The organism is Dyella flagellata (assembly GCF_030160275.1).
Classification (GTDB): Bacteria; Pseudomonadota; Gammaproteobacteria; order Xanthomonadales; family Rhodanobacteraceae; genus Dyella_B; species Dyella_B flagellata.
This window is the reverse complement of the sequence record NZ_BSOA01000013.1, coordinates 90,247-110,257: the sequence shown is the minus strand read 5'-3', so window position 1 is coordinate 110,257 and position 20,011 is coordinate 90,247. Positions and strand designations below refer to the sequence as shown.

The 20,011-nt window shown below is 61.8% G+C and carries 20 protein-coding genes; 12 read left to right on the top strand and 8 right to left on the bottom strand.

What is annotated here, in order from left to right:
• Nucleotides 1-53 precede the first annotated feature (53 nt).
• Entirely contained in the window at nucleotides 54-1,691 is a 1,638-nt protein-coding gene (locus QQJ96_RS07765) for a phospholipase C (protein ID WP_284331408.1), read from the top strand.
• 88 nt (nucleotides 1,692-1,779) lie between these two features.
• Entirely contained in the window at nucleotides 1,780-3,384 is a 1,605-nt protein-coding gene (locus QQJ96_RS07760; protein WP_284331407.1) for a multicopper oxidase family protein, read from the top strand.
• 6 nt (nucleotides 3,385-3,390) lie between these two features.
• On the opposite strand, the gene QQJ96_RS07755 is transcribed toward QQJ96_RS07760, so the two are convergent.
• The 4 genes from QQJ96_RS07755 to QQJ96_RS07740 form a co-directional block, all read right to left on the bottom strand.
• Nucleotides 3,391-4,056 (bottom strand): hypothetical protein, encoded by a 666-nt coding sequence (locus tag QQJ96_RS07755; RefSeq protein WP_284331406.1) that lies wholly within the window; start codon nucleotides 4,054-4,056, stop codon nucleotides 3,391-3,393.
• A gap of 15 nt (nucleotides 4,057-4,071) precedes the next feature.
• On the bottom strand, nucleotides 4,072-4,416 hold the full coding sequence (locus QQJ96_RS07750; RefSeq protein ID WP_284331405.1) for a hypothetical protein: 345 nt from the start codon (nucleotides 4,414-4,416) through the stop codon (nucleotides 4,072-4,074).
• A 51-nt stretch (nucleotides 4,417-4,467) separates the two neighbouring features.
• Entirely contained in the window at nucleotides 4,468-4,821 is a 354-nt protein-coding gene (locus tag QQJ96_RS07745; RefSeq protein WP_284331404.1) for a hypothetical protein, read from the bottom strand.
• 490 nt (nucleotides 4,822-5,311) lie between these two features.
• Complete coding sequence (locus QQJ96_RS07740; RefSeq protein ID WP_284331403.1) at nucleotides 5,312-5,983, bottom strand: DUF502 domain-containing protein; 672 nt, start codon at nucleotides 5,981-5,983, stop codon at nucleotides 5,312-5,314.
• A 108-nt stretch (nucleotides 5,984-6,091) separates the two neighbouring features.
• Here QQJ96_RS07740 and QQJ96_RS07735 point away from each other — a divergent pair, with 108 nt between their 5' ends.
• A complete protein-coding gene (locus QQJ96_RS07735) occupies nucleotides 6,092-6,619 on the top strand; it encodes an RNA polymerase sigma factor (protein WP_284331402.1) in 528 nt (175 codons plus the stop codon).
• Nucleotides 6,606-7,256 carry a hypothetical protein gene (locus tag QQJ96_RS07730; protein WP_284331401.1) on the top strand — a complete coding sequence of 217 codons (651 nt, stop codon included), beginning with the start codon at nucleotides 6,606-6,608 and terminating at the stop codon, nucleotides 7,254-7,256. The genes QQJ96_RS07735 and QQJ96_RS07730 overlap by 14 nt, the downstream gene beginning before the upstream one ends.
• A 7-nt stretch (nucleotides 7,257-7,263) precedes the next feature.
• On the opposite strand, the gene QQJ96_RS07725 is transcribed toward QQJ96_RS07730, so the two are convergent.
• Together QQJ96_RS07725 and trxA are read right to left on the bottom strand one after the other, a co-directional pair.
• Complete coding sequence (locus QQJ96_RS07725) at nucleotides 7,264-7,716, bottom strand: DUF4442 domain-containing protein (RefSeq protein WP_284331400.1); 453 nt, start codon at nucleotides 7,714-7,716, stop codon at nucleotides 7,264-7,266.
• Between the two features lie 85 nt (nucleotides 7,717-7,801).
• The gene (gene trxA / locus QQJ96_RS07720) at nucleotides 7,802-8,662 is read right to left on the bottom strand and encodes a thioredoxin (RefSeq protein WP_284331399.1); all 861 of its coding nucleotides are present in this window, start codon (nucleotides 8,660-8,662) and stop codon (nucleotides 7,802-7,804) included.
• 104 nt (nucleotides 8,663-8,766) lie between these two features.
• Between trxA and QQJ96_RS07715 the strand changes: the two genes are divergently transcribed.
• The 8 genes from QQJ96_RS07715 to nadD all read left to right on the top strand — a co-directional run bounded on the left by QQJ96_RS07715 (nucleotide 8,767) and on the right by nadD (nucleotide 17,365).
• The gene (locus QQJ96_RS07715; protein ID WP_284331398.1) at nucleotides 8,767-9,420 is read left to right on the top strand and encodes a paraquat-inducible protein A; all 654 of its coding nucleotides are present in this window, start codon (nucleotides 8,767-8,769) and stop codon (nucleotides 9,418-9,420) included.
• Nucleotides 9,417-10,040, top strand: a complete 624-nt coding sequence (locus tag QQJ96_RS07710) for a paraquat-inducible protein A (RefSeq protein WP_284331397.1) — start codon at nucleotides 9,417-9,419, stop codon at nucleotides 10,038-10,040. Before QQJ96_RS07715 ends, QQJ96_RS07710 begins: the two co-directional genes overlap by 4 nt.
• Nucleotides 10,033-11,709: a PqiB family protein gene (locus tag QQJ96_RS07705; protein ID WP_284331396.1), complete on the top strand. Its 1,677-nt coding sequence runs from the start codon at nucleotides 10,033-10,035 to the stop codon at nucleotides 11,707-11,709. The genes QQJ96_RS07710 and QQJ96_RS07705 overlap by 8 nt, the downstream gene beginning before the upstream one ends.
• Complete coding sequence (locus QQJ96_RS07700; protein ID WP_284331395.1) at nucleotides 11,706-12,317, top strand: PqiC family protein; 612 nt, start codon at nucleotides 11,706-11,708, stop codon at nucleotides 12,315-12,317. Before QQJ96_RS07705 ends, QQJ96_RS07700 begins: the two co-directional genes overlap by 4 nt.
• 132 nt (nucleotides 12,318-12,449) lie before the next feature.
• A complete protein-coding gene (gene leuS / locus QQJ96_RS07695; protein WP_284331394.1) occupies nucleotides 12,450-15,083 on the top strand; it encodes a leucine--tRNA ligase in 2,634 nt (877 codons plus the stop codon).
• A 4-nt stretch (nucleotides 15,084-15,087) separates the two neighbouring features.
• On the top strand, nucleotides 15,088-15,681 hold the full coding sequence (locus QQJ96_RS07690; protein WP_284331393.1) for an LPS-assembly lipoprotein LptE: 594 nt from the start codon (nucleotides 15,088-15,090) through the stop codon (nucleotides 15,679-15,681).
• A gap of 25 nt (nucleotides 15,682-15,706) precedes the next feature.
• Nucleotides 15,707-16,717, top strand: coding sequence for a DNA polymerase III subunit delta (gene holA / locus QQJ96_RS07685; RefSeq protein WP_284331392.1), 1,011 nt, complete (start codon nucleotides 15,707-15,709; stop codon nucleotides 16,715-16,717).
• Between the two features lie 12 nt (nucleotides 16,718-16,729).
• Nucleotides 16,730-17,365 carry a nicotinate-nucleotide adenylyltransferase gene (nadD, locus tag QQJ96_RS07680; RefSeq protein ID WP_284331391.1) on the top strand — a complete coding sequence of 212 codons (636 nt, stop codon included), beginning with the start codon at nucleotides 16,730-16,732 and terminating at the stop codon, nucleotides 17,363-17,365.
• 86 nt (nucleotides 17,366-17,451) lie between these two features.
• Here the strand turns inward: nadD and msrB are convergent, their stop codons facing one another.
• Both msrB and QQJ96_RS07670 read right to left on the bottom strand, forming a co-directional pair.
• Nucleotides 17,452-18,075 (bottom strand): peptide-methionine (R)-S-oxide reductase MsrB, encoded by a 624-nt coding sequence (msrB, locus tag QQJ96_RS07675; RefSeq protein ID WP_284331390.1) that lies wholly within the window; start codon nucleotides 18,073-18,075, stop codon nucleotides 17,452-17,454.
• A gap of 29 nt (nucleotides 18,076-18,104) precedes the next feature.
• Nucleotides 18,105-19,829: a cytochrome c biogenesis protein DipZ gene (locus QQJ96_RS07670; protein ID WP_284331389.1), complete on the bottom strand. Its 1,725-nt coding sequence runs from the start codon at nucleotides 19,827-19,829 to the stop codon at nucleotides 18,105-18,107.
• Nucleotides 19,830-20,011: the final 182 nt, after the last annotated feature.

Here is a 20,011-nt window from a genome sequence, read left to right as displayed (position 1 = left end):
CCCGCCTGTCGCGCCGAGGGGAGCGTGCCCATTGACCGTCACCGGAGGCTGCCATGCGCTCTCGTCTTGCCGTCTGTCTTGCTGCCTGCTTGCTAACACTGTCCGCCGTCGCGTTGTCCGCGCCGGATCCGGCCGTCGATGCTGCTTCCTGGCAGGGACATAAGCATGTTCCCACCGCCACGCCGATCAAGCACCTGGTGGTGATCTTTCAGGAGAACGTGTCCTTCGATCACTACTTCGGCACCTATCCTTATGCGGCGAACCCGGCGGGCGAGCCGCCGTTCTACGCGAAGCCGGATACGCCGAAGGTCAACGGCCTCAGCAAGGAACTGCTCGGCAATAATCCGAATGCCAACAACGCCGCCAACGGCACAGGGGCGATCAATCCGTTCCGCCTGTCGCGCGCCCAGGCCGCCACGGCCGACCAGGATCACGACTACATGCCGGAGCAGCAGGCGTTCGACAACGGCGCCATGGATCTGTTTCCGAAGTACACCGGTTCGGGTGAAACCCTGCCGGGTGGCAGCACGGCTGAAGACGGCACTGGCCAAGTGATGGGTTACTACGACGGCAACACCGTTACCGCGCTGTGGCATTACGCCCAGCATTTCGCCATGAGCGACAACAGCTACAACACCACCTTCGGTCCGTCCACGCCGGGCGCACTGAACCTGGTTTCGGGCCAGACCAACGGCGTCAGCGAACAGTTGGCCGCTGCCGGGGACGTGGTTGCCGATGGCCAGGGTGGCTACACGCTGATCAGCGATGCCGACCCGATCGACGACGTGTGTTCCAACTCCAGCGGTGCGCGCGTGCGCATGAGCGGCAAGAACATCGGCGAGTTGCTCAGCGCCAAGCGCATCACCTGGGGTTTCTTCGAAGGCGGTTTCGATCTCTCCACCATCAACCCGAATGGCAGCACCGGCTGCAAGCGCAGCACCACCTCTACGGTGACACAGGCGAAGAAGGCGGACTATATCCCGCATCACCAGCCGTTCCAGTATTACTCGCACACTGCCAATCCTACGCACGCGCGTCCCACCTCGGTGGCGATGATCGGCCACTACGGCGATGCGGCCAATCACCAGTACGACCTCAACGATTTCTACGCCGCGGTGGAAGCGGGCAACATGCCGGCGGTGAGCTTCCTCAAGGCGCCGGGCTACCAGGACGGCCATGCCGGCTATTCCGATCCGCTGGACGAGCAGCAGTTCATCGTGCACGTGCTCAACTTCCTGCAGCAGCGGCCGGAATGGCGCGACACCGCCGTGGTGATTGCCTATGACGACTCCGACGGCTGGTATGACCACCAGACCTCGCCACGGGTGAACGCCTCGCAGACCAGCCAGGATGCGCTCAATGCCGCGGGCGTGTGCAACGGCCGCAGCACGCTGCCGGGCGTGAATACCAACCAGGCGGTACAGGGGCGCTGCGGTTACGGCCCGCGCCTGCCGCTGTTGGTGATTTCGCCATGGGCCCGCCGCAATTACGTCGATCACACGGTGACCGACCAAAGCTCGATCACGCGCTTCATCGAAGACAACTGGCTGGGTGGCCAGCGCCTTGGTGGCGGCTCGTTCGATGCGGTGGCCGGCAAGCTCACCAAGATGTTCGATTTCGACGACCCGTTCGGCGAAAACCGCCGCCTGTTCCTGGACGCAAGCACCGGCGAGCCGGTGACCGGGAAGTAATTCGCGCGTTGTTGATCAAGACGTCAGAATGTTGCAAGCATCGCCCCACTGGCTGGGGCGATGCCTTTTTGCTTACGAGAAATCCACCGTGTCGACTCGCCGCGATTTTCTGAAATGGACGGTGTTGGGGCTGGGCGCATGCTCTACGCGTCTGGGCGCGCATGACATGCGCGGAATGGGCAAGCTGGGTGGTGGCCCCTTGTGCAAGCACCTGGTGGCAGATCAGGCGAGCGTGCCGCGCCTGCTCGATCCTGGCCAGCTCAAACCGTTCGTCGACCGATTGCCGCTACCGCCGGTGCTGCGCGCCGACGGCACGACGCTGCGCGTGGATATGCGTGAAGCCGAACAACGCCTGCATCACGATCTGCCGCCCACGCGCCTGTGGACCTACGGTGGCTGCATGCCTGGGCCTAGCATCGAGGCGCAAAGCGGCAAGGTATTGCGCATCGATTGGCGCAATTTACTTCCTTCCAAGCACTTTCTGCCGATCGACCATCGCATTCATGGTGCCGAAAAAGACCAGCCCGAAGTTCGCGCTGTAGTACATGTGCATGGTGCTTGCGTGCCGACCGCAAGCGATGGTTACCCGGATGACTGGTACGTGCCTGGCCAATCGCGCTTACATACCTATCCGAACCGGCAGGATGCGGCCGCTTTGTGGTATCACGATCACGCGATGGGTATCAATCGCCTGAATATCTATGCGGGCATGTTCGGTCATTTCATCGTGCGTGACGAACACGAGCAAGCCTTGGGCCTGCCGCAAGGCGAGCAGGAAATTCCGCTGACCCTGAGCGATAGGTTGCTAACCACCGCTGCGCAGCTTTACTACCCGGTCTCGGGCAATAGCGAAGCGCCGTGGGTTTCGGAAGTGTTCGGCAACGCCATGCTCGTCAACGGCGCGTTGCTGCCGTATCTGGAGGTGCAGCCGCGTCGCTACCGCTTTCGCGTGCTGAATGCTTCCAATGCGCGGTTCTTCAACCTGAAAATGCGCGATGGGCGCCCGTTCGTGCAGATCGGCAGCGACCAGGGTTTGCTTGCCGCGCCGGTGTCGTTGCGCAACCTCTTCATTGCGCCGGGCGAGCGCGCGGACATCGTCATCGACTTTGCCGCTCTCGCCGGACAGCAGCTCGAACTGGTCAACGATGCTTTGCCGATCATGCAATTTCGCGTCGGCAGCGGTCGTGCGAAGGATGCGAGCATGCTGCCCGCCGTACTGCGCGACGTGCCTCGTATGTCCGAGTCGGCTGCTACCAAGCAGCGCATGCTGACGCTGGACTCCTACCAGGATTGCGTGGCCGAACCGATGCTGATGCTGCTTGGCGGCAAGCGCTGGCACGAGCCGGTGACGGAAAAGCCGGTGCTAGGCAGCACCGAGATCTGGAACCTGGTCAACCTCACCGATGACACGCATCCCATCCATCTGCACCTAGTGAAGTTCCAGATCCTGGATCGCCGCCCGTTTGATACCGGTGCCTGGATGGATGCCCAAGCCGTGCGCTACACGGGTGCGGCACAAGCACCTTCAGCCGGCGAGGCGGGCTGGAAAGATGTGGTGCAGGCCTGGCCCGGCATGATTACGCGCATCATCGTGCGCTTCGATGGCTATGCGGGGCGTTACGCATGGCATTGCCATTTGCTGGAGCACGAAGCAAACGAGATGATGCGGCCGTTCGAGGTGGTCGCCGCCTAGCCGCTGTCACTGTGAGAGCAGATCCAGCTCGAGCATACGATAATCGAATTTTGCTTTGACAGGCCTGTCCTGTTTCAGCGCTACGAGTTCCATCTCGACGAACTGTCGCCATGCCCTGACTTCGCTATTGCTGAGTTCACATCCGCCGTGATGCATGATGTACGTCAACCCTGACGAGTCGTCTTTAATGTACACCGCGTCATCGCCGACTCCTACTACATGTCCGCGCTCGATCGTCTTCGTCACCGGGAGAACGTTTGGAACGACATCAATCGCTTGGCCTGAAGGCGTGACTACCATGCGACGGATATTTTTGTTGGGTGTAGGACCAGGGTATTCGTCGTATCCTTTCGATAAGTCGACACTGACTGGTAGATCGTTGATTTGTGCAAACTGAAGTAACCTGAATTTTGTAACGTCGGTTAAATAGTATTCCCTCGGACACCCTTTGCTATACATGCGTGAATCGGAGTAAAACCAAAAATCCGTATCATTCCATTGCTGGTCCACGGCCCGTACCGAGATATAGTAGTCTTCTCCCTTCATATGCAGCCCTTTCACTCTGACGTTGTTAAGGGTGAAGGTCAAAGGCATGCTTTGCGCAGGCAGGGCGCTCCATGCGGCAAACGATAAGCCTATGCAGGCTAGGATCTTTTTTATACTGACAGGCATGAGCATGTCTCCTGATTAGTTGCCAGTGGTCAACTCAATTTCAGCCAGGCCTGAATATGCGCTGTCCTTGATGTTCACTGGGAGGTCTTTCGAGTAGGCCGTGAGCAGTAATGGAAGGTAGTTGTCGCCGATATCCGAGTCTATCCACCACGACATGGAAGTGACGTGCGTGGTGTTGTTCTTCGGGTCTTCCGTGTAGATTTTCATATCTTTAACAGAATAGTCCAGGCGTACCACGGATACGTGGTCATACGAGTGCACGTTCTGAGCTTGAACGGAGGTGGGCAAGAGGGCGGCAACCCATGGTATGGCGAGTGCCGCGTTGGTCATGCTCGTTTTTATTTTTTGCATCGTTTGCATAAGTTCGGATACTCCCCTGACCTGATTGGCCGCAAGAAGTTGTTGATTGGGTCAATCGAAATGAATCACGGCATTGCTGATTTTATTTAAGTGGTTGCACCATAAATCAACTTTATTTCCTGATATGCCGGCTGATAAAAGTGTTGCATAGACCATATTGCCATTGCGTGTTCTGGGTCCTATATTTTCATCGACGGGGAGTGTGTATGTGTTTTTCCCGTCTGTCGTTTTAATGGTCGCCTTGAATATTTCCTTGTTGTTATTGGGGACGGGATCAAGCGTAACAAGATAGCCGGTATAGTAGGTTCCGCCGATGCACTGAGCGTCATCAGCATGTACATTGGCTGCTAACATGGAAAAAATGGCCATAGAAAGAGGCGGGATAAGTTTGTTTTTTATTTTCATGATTGCACTCCCTGGGGACTGATGTGGTGAAAATCGTTAGATCACGGTGATGGCACTGGATTATTGAGTGTTATCATGGGCGCCGTTTCATGACGAAATGAGCGTCACGAAGATTAAGGCGGAAGTATTTGTTGGATGTTTCAGTACGCCGTGAAATTATTTCATTTTATTCAATGGTCAGTTCAGCAGTTTTGTTGCTGTGCCGTTTATTCGGGTGACGGTAGTAGGCTCCTGCTCGCCTGTGAGCGTGCGACACAGAACGGCCGCCACGGCCTGAGCCGGGCGATGAGGCCTGAATGCCGGCGTCATCCCAGACGCATGTGCAAAAAGCCTCCAAGCTGTGGCGTGCGGTTGCATGCCGCAGCGAGCACTTGTGTATCCGTCACCCACGGCGTGACGCACAGCGCATCCCCGATGCGATGTATGGCTTGGGTGCTTTAGCCGAATGAATTAACGGTGATCTTCAAAGCCGGTCATGCCCGGCGCCTGGTCATCCTGCGTGTCTCTGTGGCGGCAAGGCGGCCGGCGATGCCGGCAAACTATCGGGTGCCACTGCGCCGCCGGAAATGATGAAGGCCATGGCCTGGTCCATGGTCCAGTCGGTGGGCGTCAATTCGTCCACCGGAACCATCTCTAGGTAACCGCCGGTGGGGTTGGGCGTGGTTGGGATGTACACGGCCGCGATCTCGCGCCCACTGCCTTCCTCGTTCATCACGCGGGTGACGAAACCGACCACCTTCATGCCGCGGCGGGGAAAGTCGACCAGCACCACGCGCTGCATCCCGCTGGGCTTGTTCTGCAGCACGGCCGTCAGCTTTTTGGTGCCGCCATAGATGGTTTGCACCAGCGGAATCCGTTGCAGCACGCTGTCGAACGCATGCAGTAGACGTTGGCCGATCATGCGATTGGCCAGGAAGCCAAGCAGATACAGCGCGATCAAGGTGAGCAACAGTGCCAGCACATATGTTATCCAGCCATGGCTGAGCCGGCCGGCAGCCTGGGGCGACACCCAGCCCAAGGCACCGACGAACGCGGCCACCAGCGGTGCCCCGAGGTCGGCGAGGAATCCCACGATGAATTTGAACACCAGCCAGGTCACCCATAGCGGCATGAAGGTAAGCAAGCCGGTGATGAGGTAGCGTTTCAGACGTAGCGGAGGCATGGCTGACTCGGGGCGGGGGAGGGGCCTGCCTATTGTAGGCGGCAGGATGGCCGGCTGTGATTTTTTCGCGCGCGGCGCGAATAACAGAGGTAACCACGGGGACGGCTCATGCGCGGACGGGAACTACAGCAGGCGTTTGAGAAGTTGTTGCAGGAACACCAGCGCATCGTGTTCAAGGTGGCGTCGGTGTATGCCAGCCATCCGGAAGATCGCAACGATTTGAGGCAGGAAATCTGCGTGCAGCTGTGGCGTTCCTTTGCCAGTTTCGATGCACGGCGCGCAAGTTTCTCCACCTGGATGTATCGGGTGGCGTTGAATGTGGCGATTTCCTATAAGCGACGGTTGCGTCCGGAAGAATCGCTGGAGCCCGAGCAGCTCGATACGTTGGAGGGAGCAGCAGGCATTGCCGAGCCCGATGAGCGCCTGGCAGCCCTGCATCGATTCATCGCCCAGCTGGACCCTCTGAATCGAGCGCTGATCCTGTTGTATCTGGAAGACCGCGACTACGGCGAAATGGCCCAGATTCTCGGCATCAGCGAAACCAACGTGGCTACCAAGATCAGTCGCATCAAACAGAAACTTCGCAGCCGGATGACGGGCGACTTGCCCGCGGGAGTGGCTTATGGAACTCGATGATATGAAGCTTGCCTGGCAGACGCTGGGCCGACAGTGGGAGACGCAGCACGCTTTGAACATCCAGCTGCTGACAGAGCGACGCCTGGATCAAGCACGTCACGGCCTATGGCCGCTTTTCTGGGGCCAACTGCTGCAGATCGTCGCCGGCGCGCTGGTGGCGGTAATGGCGGTCTCTTTCTGGTTCCCGCGCATGACCGTACTCCATTTTCTGGTGTGGGGCCTGTCCGTGCACGTCTTTGGCATCGTGATGATCGTGACGGCGGCGCGCAACCTGCATCTGATCAAGCAGATCGACTACGCGGCTCCGGTGTTGGAGATCCAGCGGCGTATTGCCAGCTTGCGTGCTTGGCGGGTGCATGTGGAAGCACCGTTGTATGCGGTGACGTGTTCGTTTGTGTGGATCCCGCTGGTGCTGATGGCGATTGCAAGCAGCGGTGTCGATCCTGAGGACGCCGCTCCCGCCCTGACGAGTTACCTGCTGTTGTCCGGTTTTGCTTCGCTGGGCTTGGTGGCCTTGGTAGCCTGGCTCATTCGGCGTTGGGGTTATCGTGCCTGGCTCGAAAACAGCCTTGCAGGCGGCGGCGTGCAAAAAGCCGAAACCATGCTGGAGCAGATCACGCGTTTCCAGCAGGAGTGAGCGCCATTCAGCGATGCTTGGGCTTCAGGCGCACATACAGTTGCTTGCGAACCACTGCGACCACTTCGCCTGCCGCCGTCTTGATCGGTACCTCGAACCAGCGCAGCACTTTCTCGCCTTGGGCGGCGGCGGCGCGCAATTCCTCCAGCAAACCGGATTCCAGCTTGAAATGTGCGTAGACATCCTCGCGGCCCGGCGAAACGAAATCGATGCTTCCGGCCTTGTCCCAGACGAAATGATCTTTGCCCAGGTGATGCAGGATCAGCAGCATCCAGAACGGATCGGCCATGGCAAACAGGCTGCCGCCGAATTGCGTGCGCACGTAATTGCGATTCCACGGACGCAGCCTGAGCACCACGCGCGCCTCGGTGTAGTCATCATCCAGGTTCAGCAGGCGAATGCCGCTGAACAGGAAAGGTGGCCACAGATTTAGCAAACGACGGAAAGTGGGCGCGCGCATGGAGGGCTCCGGAGAGAGCCCTTAATCTACCATACTTGTGCGTATGGAACGTCGTAGGCTGGGATTGCCATCCCAGCCTACGACATCAGAACAACAGCGAAGCCATGCGCCGGCGATAACGCCCGACCAGCTCCGCATCGTCCAGGGTATTGAACGCCGCCAGCAGGCGCTTCTTCGCCTGGCCCTCGTTCCAGTCGCGGGCTTTCTCCAGCAATAGCAGCCAATGTTCGAGGCCGGCCGCGGGATCATTGCCAAGCAACAGGCGCACGCCGAGCAGGTCGTGTGCTTCCCAATCCTGCGGATTGGCGTGCAGGCGCTGTTGCAGCACTTCCATCGGCGGGGTGCCTTCGAGCGAGCGAGCCAGATCGAGCTGGCTGCGCAGGCGCACGGCGCGGGCATCAGTGGCGAGGTTGGCGGGCAGGGCGTTGAGTTCGGTTTCCGCCGCTGCGGCGTGGCCGGCCTGGGCCAGCGCGATCGCCAGGTCGAGCTTGAGCTCGGAGCGCTTCGGGTCGGCCGCGATTTCCTGCTGCAGGCGGTTGATCGCCTGCTCAGGCGATTCGGGCGCGATTTCTTCCGGCTCTTCGAAATCATCTTCCAGCGGCTCAAGGTGACGCGCTAGGAATTGGCGCAGCTGGCCTTCGGGCAGGGCGCCGGCGAAGCCGTCGAGGGGCTGCCCATCCTTCACCAGGATCACGGTGGGAATGCTGCGGATGCCGAAGACGCCGGCCAGCTCCTGGTTCTGGTCGACGTCGACCTTGCCCAGGCGGAAGGCGCCGTTGAATTCAACTGCGAGTTTTTCCAGCAGGGGGCCCAATGACTTGCAGGGACCGCACCAGGTCGCCCAGAAGTCCACCAGCACGGGCGTGGTGAGCGAGGCTTGCAGCACCTCGGTTTCGAAGTTGGCCTGATCGACCTCGAAGATGTGCGGGGAAACGGCGGCGTTCACAGTTGGCTCCAGGGGGCTAGTTCGTGCAGATCGGGGCGCCGCCCAGCATATCAAGGGCATCCCTAGCCAGGCATGCTTATCCCGGATTTGCGAGAATCGCCTACATGAGCACTACACCCCCGACCAGCATGGAACAAGCGCAGCAGGCGCCGATGTCGGACCTGCTGATCTGCGAGCACTGCGATACGGTGTATCGCCGCCGGCCGCTGGCGCGCGGTGATGTGGCGCGCTGCGCACGCTGCAACGCCGTGCTGGAGCGCCACCAGCGCATCGGCATGAACACGATGTATGCGCTGGTGATCACGGTGATGGTGGTGTTCGTGCAGGCCAATGTATGGCCGATCATCACGCTGGGCCTCAACGGCGAGCAGATCCACGCCACGCTGTGGGGCATCATCATCATGATGTGGAAAGAACAGTCGCAGGTGGTGGCGGTGCTGGCGGCCTGCACGCTGTTCTTCTTTCCGCTGTGCAAGATGCTGGTGCTGGGCTGGTTGCTGCGCTTCGGGCGCAAAGGGCGCCGTGCGCCGGGCTTCGTGCCGTTGATGGCGGTGCTGCACTACATCGGGCCATGGACCATGAGCGAAGTGTTCGTGCTCGGCATCCTGGTCTCCATCGTCAAGGCGCAGCTGTATTTCGACGTGACACCTAATATCGGTGCGTTCGCCTACGCTGCGCTGGCGGTACTGATCACCGTTTTCTCCGGCATCGATCTGCGCCAGCTATGGGACAAGATTCCCCCGGAACGGTCGTCATGAGCGCGCTGCCCCGGGCGCATGAGCTGGGCTTGATCGGCTGCCATCTGTGCGGTCAGGTCTGCCGCGACAACCATGCCGACGATCCGGCCTGCCCGCGCTGCGGCAGTGCGCTGCACCGGCGCAAGCCCAATAGCTGCGCGCGTACCTGGGCGCTGTTGATCGCGGCCTTCCTTTTCTACATTCCCGCCAATGTGCTGCCTATCATGCGCACCGCCAGCCTGGGCGACGTCGATGACAACACCATCCTCAGCGGCGTGGTCGAATTGTGGGTGAAAGGCTCGCCGGATCTGGCCGTCATCGTGTTCACCGCCAGCATCATGGTGCCGATGATGAAGTTCCTGGTGATAAGCATGTTGTTGTTGAGCGCGCAGCGGGGTAGCAACTGGGCGCGCCGGCAGCGCGCGATGCTATACCGGCTGGTGGAGTTCATCGGCTATTGGTCCATGCTGGACGTATTCGTGGTGGCGCTGCTGACCGCGCTGGTGCAGTTCGGCTTCTTCAGCGAAGTGGCGCCGTTGCCTGGAGTGGTGTACTTCGGCCTTACCGTGATACTTACCATCCTGGCCTCGCAGAGTTTCGACCCCCGCCTGATATGGGATTGCCCGGACGAAGATGACTGACCAGAACACTCCCCATGTAGGCGGCAACCTGCCCGAGCCGGTGGTCAAGCACCGTCGCGTCAACGCGTCGTGGATCTGGCTGATACCGGCGGTGGCGGCGCTGATCGGCTTGTCGCTGGTGATCAACGCCTGGCGGCAGCAGGGCCCCGCCATCACCATCAGCTTCCAGACCGCCCAAGGCCTGGAATCAGGCAAGACGGTGGTGAAGTACAAGGACGTGGTGATCGGCAAGGTCACCGGCATTCGCCTGAGCCAGGATCACAGCAAGGTGATCGTGAAGGTGGAGCTGGAGAAAAGCGCGGGCGATATCGCGGTATCCGATTCGCGCTTCTGGGTAGTGCGTCCGCGCATCGGGTTGGGTGGCGTGTCGGGTATCGATACCTTGCTGTCAGGCTCGTTCATCGGTGTGGACGTGGGCAAGTCCGATCAGCCGCAAAACGAGTTCGTCGGCTTGGAGAACCCGCCTTCCGTGTTGCACGACTCGCGTGGCCGCAGCTACAGCTTGCATGCCGGCGACTTGGGGTCGCTGGATATCGGCTCGCCGATCTATTTCCGCCGCATCCAGGTAGGGCGGGTGGCTTCCTATAAGCTCGATAGCGACGGCAAAGGCGTCACGCTGCAGATTTTCGTGGACAGCCCGTACGATCACTTCGTGACCACCGAGGCACGCTTCTGGAATGCCAGCGGCGTGGACGTATCGATCAGCGCCGACGGCCTGAAGCTCAATACGCAATCGCTGGCCACCGTGCTGGCCGGGGGCGTGGCTTTCAACGATGCGCCCGGGCCGCACCCCAACGAAAAACCGGCCGACGAGAACGCCCGCTTCACGCTGTTCGACAACGAAGGCAATGCCATGGCGCCGCCGAACGGCGAGCCGCAGTACATCGTGATGCGCTTCGATCAGCCAGTGCGCGGCCTGACGGTGGACGCGCCGGTGGAGTTCCGTGGCATCAACTTCGGCCACGTCGTCTCCATCCGCATGGACTATGACGAAAAGACCAACCGCTTCCCGATCTACGTGGGCGCGCTGGTCTATCCGGAGCGCCTGGGACGTGCGCACTCCAAGCTGCAGGCGATCGCCAAGTCCAGGGGCGAGGACGACCTGGATCATGTGGTGGCCGGCATGGTCCAGCAAGGCCTGCGTGCACAGGCGAAGGTGGGCAACCTGCTTACCGGCCAGTTGTTCATTTCGCTGGACATGGTGCCGAAAGCGCCGAAGGTGCCGTACGACCCCAATGCGCGCCCGCTGCAGATACCCACCATCCCGGGCAGCTTCGACAAGCTGCAGGAGCAGATGGCGGAGATCGTCGACAAGATCAACAAGATCCCGTTCGACGCGATCGGCAACAACCTCAACCACACGTTGGCCGATCTGGACGGCACCCTCAAGCAGGTCAACGGCAACGTGCTGCCCCAGTTGCATGAAACGCTCAAGGGCGCCAACCAGACCCTGGGCACGGCGAACAACGCGTTCTCGGCCGATTCGCCGTTGCAGCAGAACCTCACCGGCACGTTGCAGGAACTGCAGCGCATGGCCCGTTCGCTGCGCGCGCTGACCGATTACTTGAACGCCCAACCCAGCTCGTTGATTCGTGGGCGCGGCCAGGATGCGCCACCACCCGACACGGGTTCACCTAGCGCCTCGCCGCAGCAAGGGAGCAAGCCATGATTCGTATGCGACAACTGATCGCGGCATGCGGCGCAGCAGCGCTGGCGGCTTGCGCATCGGCGCCCATCCACTACTACACCTTGCTGTCGGCGCCTGACAGCGCGCAAGCCGAAACCGCGGTGCCGCCGGCGAACTTCCAGTTCGAGCTGATGCCGGTGGTCGTCCCAGCCCAGGATGACGTGCCGCAATTGGTGGTGCGCCAGGGCGGCCAGGCAGTAACCCTGCTCAACGGCGAACGCTGGGCCGCGCCGCTGGCGGACGAAGTACGTGGCGCCTTGGCGGCCGAGCTGGCGCTACGCACCCATGCGCAGGACATCAGTGGCACCGCCCCCACGCACGGCAAGCCGGTGTTGCGCATCAAGGTCGACCTGCGCCGCTTCGATTCCGCACCGGGTAACTACGCGTTGATCGATGCAACCTGGACGATCCGCGAGCTCAGCAGCCAGGCCGTGCTCACCTGCAGCAGCCGCGTCAACGAAAGCGCGGGCCAGGGCTATGCCGGCCTGGTGGCCGGGCATCAGCAGGCGCTGGCGACCCTGGCCGGGCAGATTGCCGGCGTGGCGCCGGCCATGGCGGACGGGCGCGTGCCCGCATGTCCCGGCCGGTGACGCGTAGGTTGGGATGACCATCCCAGCATCGCGGTGCTCAAGCCCGATGGTCATTTCTGCTAGTCTGACGGGTTCAACGCGGTGCCCGGGTTTGGTTTCCGGCGCGCCCGCAACGGAGAACGGCGCCGGATCATGCAGGACAATCAAGACCAGGGTTTCCCCAACGACTACAGCCCGCAGGTGGTGGAAGCCGCCGCCCAGCAGTATTGGACCGCGCAGCGCGCGTACGAGGTGAAGGAGGATCCTTCCCGCCCGAAGTTCTACTGCCTGGCCATGCTGCCGTACCCCTCCGGCGCGCTGCACATGGGGCACGTGCGCAATTACACCATCGGCGACGTAATCAGCCGCTACCAGCGCATGAACGGCAAGAACGTGCTGCAGCCGATGGGTTGGGACGCGTTCGGGCTGCCGGCGGAGAACGCGGCGATCAAGAACGCCACCGCGCCAGCCAAATGGACGTACAAGAACATCGAGCACATGCGCGAGCAGCTCAAGTCGCTGGGTTACGCCATCGACTGGAGCCGCGAATTCGCCACCTGCCGGCCGGAGTACTACCGCTGGGAACAGCTGATGTTCACCCGGCTGATGCACAAGGGCCTGGCCTATCGCAAGAACGCGGTAGTGAACTGGGATCCTATCGACCAGACCGTGCTTGCTAACGAGCAGGTGATCGATGGGCGCGGCTGGCGCTCCGGCGCGCTAGTGGAAAAGCGCGAGATCCCGCAGTGGTTCCTGAAGATCACCGATTACGCGCAAGAGCTGCTGGACGGCCTGGACCAGCTGCCCGGCTGGCCGGACGCGGTGAAGACCATGCAGCGCAACTGGATCGGGCGCAGCGAGGGCGTGGACATCCACTTCGCGGTGGAAGGCGAGGTGGAACCGCTGACCGTGTTCACCACGCGCCCGGATACTTTGCTGGGCGTCACCTTCGTCTCGATCGCCGGCGAGCATCCGCTGGCGCAGAAAGCTGCGGCGAGCAATCCGCAGCTGGCCGCGTTCCTGGAAGAATTGCGCCATGGCGGTGTGTCAGAGGCTGAGCTGGAAACGCAGGAAAAGCGGGGCATGCCAACCGGCCTCAATGCGATCCATCCGGTCACCGGCGACAAAGTACCGGTATGGGTGGCCAATTTCGTCCTGATGGGCTACGGCACCGGCGCGGTCATGGCGGTGCCCGGTCACGATGAGCGCGATTTCGAATTCGCGCACAAGTACCAGCTGCCGATCAAGCAGGTGATCGCCGTGGGCGGCGACGATGCTGCCTACGATCCGCAGCATTGGAAAGAGTGGTACTCCGACAAGACGCGTGCCGACATGCGCGTGGTCAACTCCGGTGATCTCGACGGCAAGAATCACACCCAGGCGTTCGATTTCATCGCCGCCCAGCTGGCGGCGGCCGGCAAGGGGCATCGGCGCGTCAACTGGCGCCTGCGCGATTGGGGTGTGAGCCGCCAACGCTATTGGGGCTGCCCGATTCCGGTGATCTATTGCTTGAAATGTGGCGCCTTGCCGGTGCCGGAAGACCAACTGCCGGTGGTGCTGCCGGAAGACGTAGCCTTCTCCGGCGTGCAGTCGCCGATCAAGGCTGACCTTCAGTGGCGCAAGACCAGCTGCCCGCATTGCGGCGGCCCGGCCGAACGCGAGACCGACACCTTCGATACCTTCATGGAATCGAGCTGGTATTACGCTCGCTACACCAGTCCCGGCGCGAACGGCCTGGTGGACGAACGCGCCAACTACTGGTTGCCGGTCGACCAATACATCGGCGGCATCGAGCACGCGATCCTGCATTTGTTGTATTTCCGCTTCTATCACAAGCTAATGCGTGATGTCGGCCTGGTGAAGGCGGATGAGCCGGCCACCAACCTGCTGTGCCAGGGCATGGTGATCGCGGAAACCTTCTATCGCGAAAACGCGGACGGCTCCAAGGATTGGATCAATCCCGCCGACGTGGAGATCCAGCGCGACGAAAAAGCGCGCGTGATCGGCGCGGTGCTGAAGGCCGATGGTAAGCCGGTGCTGATCGGTGGCACCGAGAAGATGTCCAAGTCCAAGAACAACGGCGTCGACCCGCAGGCGATGGTGGAGAAATTCGGCGCCGATACCGTGCGCCTGTTTTCCATGTTCGCCGCGCCGCCGGAGCAGTCGCTGGAATGGAGCGAGGCTGGCGTGGAAGGCATGGCGCGCTTCCTGCGCCGCTTCTGGCGCGAGGTGACCACCCACGTTGGCCAGCCGGATCATCCCAAAGTCGATCCGTCAGCGCTGGACGCCGGCCAGAAGGCGCTGCGCCGCCAGTTGCATGAAACGATCCAGAAGGTGAGCGACGACTTCGGCCGTCGCCATGCCTTCAACACCGCGATCGCCGCGCTGATGGAATTGCTCAACGCCCTGGGCAAGTTCACCGACCAGAGCGAGCAGGGCCGTGCCGTGCGCCATGAAGCGCTGGAAACCATGGTGCTGCTGCTCAACCCGGTGGTGCCGCACGTCAGCCACGCTCTGTGGCAGGCTCTGGGCCACCGCCAAGCCGTGCTGGACGACCAGCCCTGGCCGAAGGCGGATGCGGCCGCCCTGGTACGCGATACGCTCACTTTGGCGGTTCAGGTCAATGGCAAGCTGCGTGGCACGGTCGAAGTGTCCGCCAGCGCCCCGAAGGAAGAAGCCGAAGCGCTGGCGCGCGCGCATCCCAATGTGGCAGCCTTTCTGGAAGGGCAGACGGTGCGCAAGGTGATCGTGGTGCCCGGCAAGATCGTCAACATCGTCGCAGGATGAGTTCATGAACCACCGCATGCTGAAACTGATCGCGCTGTTGCCCATGCTCGCCCTGGCGGCCTGCGGCTTCCACCTGCGTGGCAGCGCCGACATGCCCAAGGGCATGCAGCGCGTGCATCTGACAGTCAGCGGTGGCGGAGATTTCCAGCGCAAACTGGTGCGTGCCTTGCTCGCCTCCAATGTCACGCTGGAAGACGAGTCCGGCCCTGATATTGCCGAACTGCACGTGCCGGCGCAGAACTTCACCGTGCAATCGCTTACCATCAACGGTGCGGCGCAGGTGACGGAATTTGCCGTGCGCCTCCATGTGGCGTTCTCCGCGACCGATCCGCAAGGCAAGGTGATCGCGCCACTGCAGTCGTTCGAGCTGCAGCGCGAATTCAGCTATGACGCCAGCCAGCCGGTGGGTACGCAATCGCAGATGGAACAGATCGAGGGCAGCCTGACCGACGACGCCATCCAGGCCATGCTGTTCCGCCTGCAGGCTGTGGCGCGCAACGGCGAGGCTGCGGCGGCCAAGGCGGTCGGCCCCATGCCGGCCAACGCGAGCAGCACCCAGCCGCCGCCGCAGGCCATGTCGGCGCCGGTCGGCAATTGAGAACTTAAGCAGCAGGCTAAAGACCATGCCGCTCAATCACGCCCAGTGGCAGAAGGCGCTGGCTGCGGATCGCCTCAGCCCGGTCTACCTGTTGGCAGGGGAAGAATTGCTGGTGCTTGAAGCTGCCGATGCCTTACGCGCGCAAGCCCGCAAGCTCGACTACAGCGAGCGTCAGGTGCTCGACGTGGGCGCGCATTTCGATTGGGATGAATTGGCGCGTGCGGCGGCAGGCATGTCGCTGTTCGCATCCCGCCGCCTGCTCGACCTGCGCCTGCCTACCGGGCGGCCGGGCGTGGAAGGTGCCAAGGCGATCACCGAGTTCTGTGCCAATCCGCCACCGGATGTGAGCTTGCTGATCACCGCGGTCGAATGGAGCAACAAGCACGAGGGCGCTTGGACGAAGCAGGTCGACGGCACGGGTTGTCTGGTCGTTTTCAACGCACCGCGCCCGAACGAATGGGTGGCCTGGGTCGGCGCCCGCCTCGCTTCGCGTGGGCTCGCGGCGACATCCGATGCCGTGGCCCTGCTGGCCGAGCGGGTGGAAGGCAACCTGCTTGCGGCGGCCCAGGAAGTCGACAAGCTGGCAGTCCTGCACGGGCAAGGCAAGATCGATGCGGCGCAGATGGAAGATCTGGTTGCCGACAGCGCTCGTTATGACGCCTTCAAGCTCACCGATGCCGCGCTGGGCGGCGACGGCGCGCGTGCGCTGCGCATCCTCGAAGGCCTGCACGCGGAAGGCGACGAGCTGATCGCGCTGATGGGCTGGCTGGTGAATCAGTTGCAGTTGGCGTTGCGCCTGGCCAATGCGCAGGATTTCGCCGCACAGGTACGGGCGGAACGTTTGTGGCCGGCGCGCGAGCAATTGTTCCGCAAGGCATTGCGTCGTGCACCGCGCGAACATTGGATGCAATGCCTGGCACGCGCGGCACGCATCGACCGCATCGCCAAGGGCCGTGAGGCCGGTGATGCCTGGCTGGAAACGCAGCGCCTGATTGCGGCGATCGCCGAGCCGCGCGCGGCGCAAGCGCTCATATAAGCGAGAAGAACCATGCGACCGCTCGCCCTCTTTGGCGGCACCTTCGACCCGATCCATATCGGCCACCTCAGCGTGGCCTGGGAAGCTTCCGAACTGCTCGATGCGGAAGTGCGCCTGATGCCCGCCAACGTTCCACCGCACCGGCCGCCGCCAACGGCCACCGCGGCGCAGCGTGTGGATATGCTGCGCGCGGCCTTGCGCGGTCAATCGCGCCTTACGCTGGATACGCGCGAACTGGAACGCGGTGGGCCGTCCTATACCTTCGATACGCTCGCAGAGTTACGCCAGGAAGCTGGTGAGCGGCCGCTGGTGCTGCTGCTTGGCGCGGATGCGTTCGCGGGATTACGCAGCTGGCATCGCTGGCGCGAGCTATTTGGTGTCGCGCATATTGGCGTGATCAACCGCCCGGGCATCGACGCATGTATTCCGGCGGAAGTGGAGTGTGCGGTGGCTGCGCGGCGTACGGATGATCCGGGCGTGATTCGAGCGCAAGCGGCAGGTAAGCTGATCGAGTTGGCGGTGACGCCGTTGGAGGTTTCCGCGACGCGCATTCGCGAGTTGCTGGCGGCGGGGCGTGATCCGCGCTATTTGCTGCCGGCGGGGTTGTTTGATGATCCGATGTTGTTGGCACCATATCGCGTAACTTAGGCTGGGATGGCAATCCCAGCATCGCGATATATGCATGCATGGCAATGCTGGGATTGTCATCCCAGCCTACGATGGCCAGCGTCAGCTCACGCGATGGCCACAAATCGCATCGCCACCGAATTCATGCAATAACGCAAACCCGTTGGCGGCGGACCGTCATCGAACACATGCCCCAGATGGCCGTCGCATCCCGCACAGCTCACCGCGATGCGTTCCATGCCATAGCTGTTGTCACGATTCTCGATCACGTTGCGTTTGGCGATCGGCTGCCAGAAGCTTGGCCAGCCGGTGCCGGAATCGAATTGCGTGCTGGCGTTGAACAGTGCCGTATCGCAACCGGCGCAACGATACATGCCCTTATGGTTTGGCTTTTCGTGCGGGCCGCTGAATGCCATTTCCGTACCGGCGCGGCGTAGCACGTTGAAGGCCGGGTCGGAGAGGCGTTGATGCCATTGCGCATCGGTGAGCACCAGTTTGCGCACGTCGCACATGCCCAGGTCACGGCCGTCCTCTTCCGCGAAACATTCCAGCTGCACGATCTGCGATGGAGCGTTGGCAGCAGCGCTAGTCGCCGCCATCGCGCCGCCGCCTTTGCGGCCCATCAGCCGAACGGCCGCCCAGCCACCCAGTGCTACCGCTGTGCCACCGCCAAACAGAGCGAACAGGAATCGCCGACGCTCCATCGTCTTGTCATCGAACGCGTATGTCATGCCAGTCTCCCGTAGTTATGGCGCTGCACTCAGCCAAACGTGAATGCGTAAACGTGAACGTCCGGAGCGAGGAAAGTGATCTTGAAGGTCCGCGCACCAGTACCATGCGCCTGGCGCACCAATTGGTATAGGCGTTGCCCGTCGACGACACCGTTGCCATCGGCATCAATATCCGCGCCATGGTCATCACCCGGTGCCTTGCCATCGAGCGTGACGCGGAAGCGGACCGGTTTGCCGTTTTTGCCCGGCCCGAGCACCAGATGCAGGTCACGTCCGCGGAAACGGTAGATCACGCTGCCGTTACGCTGGTTGAGCATGGCGTCCTGGGCATATACCGTCCAGGTACCTTCCAGGCTCCATTGATTGATAGCGAGCGCACCTCGGGTTTGGTACTGGAAGCCATCGTCATGCGCAATGTAACCACTGGCAAAACCTAGGCTGCGCGCGTAGCCCACATAGGTTTCCGGCGAGCGCTGCATGTCGCCCGAGAATGCCGCCTCAGCCCCGGATGCGCCCGGTTGCACGTAGCCTTCCGGCAGGTTCTTGTGTCCGGCTTCGCTCAGCAGGCGGCGGATCACATCTTCGCTACCGGGATAGTCGCCTTCGCCGAAATGATGGGCGCGGATCTGTCCATGCGCATCGATGAAGTAATGCGCTGGCCAGTATTCGTTGTTGAAGCCTTTCCAGATCGCGTAGTCGTTGTCCATCGCCACCGGATACGAAATATGGAAATCCTTGATCGCCTTGGCGACATTGGCGGGATCTTTCTCGAAGGCGAATTCCGGTGCGTGCACGCCGATAACTACCAGCCCGTAATCGCGATATTTCTGCGCCCAGGCATTCACGTACGGCAGCGAGCGGATGCAGTTGATGCAGGAATAGGTCCAGAAATCGACCAGCACCACTTTGCCGCGCAGCGCTGCGGGCGTCAGCGGTGCGCTGTTGAACCATTGGGTGGCGCCGGACAGCGAAGGCAGTTCGCCTTCCACCGGAAAAGATTCGTCGGCCCTGGGCACGGTTGCGGCTTGCACCGGGGCTGGACGCACAGCATCGATCAGCTTTTGTTCGATGGCGTTGCTGCTGGCCAATGAAACGCGGGTAAGCAAACCAGTATCCGCCCCCAACGCGATCGCGGCCACGCCTGCCAGGACCAACACGCCCAGGCCGCGGCGCAACCACTCGCTGGCCCCTAGCGAGCGCTTCATCAGCGCGAACATGCGGCCGCCAGCCAACAGTACGATCGCAAGTGGCAGGGCAGCGCCGCAGGCGTAGGTAAGCAGCAGCAAAGACGTTTCCAGGCTGGCGCCCTGCAAGGCTGCGCCGGTCAGCAACAAGCCGAGTATCGGCCCCGCGCATGGCGCCCATAGCAGGCCGGTGGCGATGCCCAGCGCCGCGGCGGACCATGGTGAGTCCGGCTTGGCGTCGGCCTTTTCAGTGAGCCGGTTACCGACGGCGACGAACGGATGGCTGATCCAATCGGAAAACCGGGGCACCAGGAATGCAATGCCGACCACGGCGAACGCGGCCATGGCGATGTAGCGCCCATATTGATTGGCATGCACGGCCCATCCACCGCCCACTGCCGCCAGTGTGGCGACCAGTGCGAACGTGACGGCCATGGCGATCAGCATCGGCAGACCATTGCGTGCGAACGGCCGGTCGGCGCGCGCAAAAACGAACGGCAGCACCGGCAGGATGCACGGACTGAGAATGGTCACGATGCCGCCGAAGAAAGCGAGGATCAGTAGAAGCATGGACGGCTCTCAGCTTGGGTCTTGCCAGGGTATTCGCTGTCCGGGCGCTTGGGTTACCTATCGTCCGGCGAGTAACCGCAGCGGCATGGTGGACGAATGAGCTGATAGAAACCAACGGCTAGCCGGCCATGCCCGCCACCTCATCCTTGACCTTTGACGGCCCCTGGGTCCTACTAAGTCGG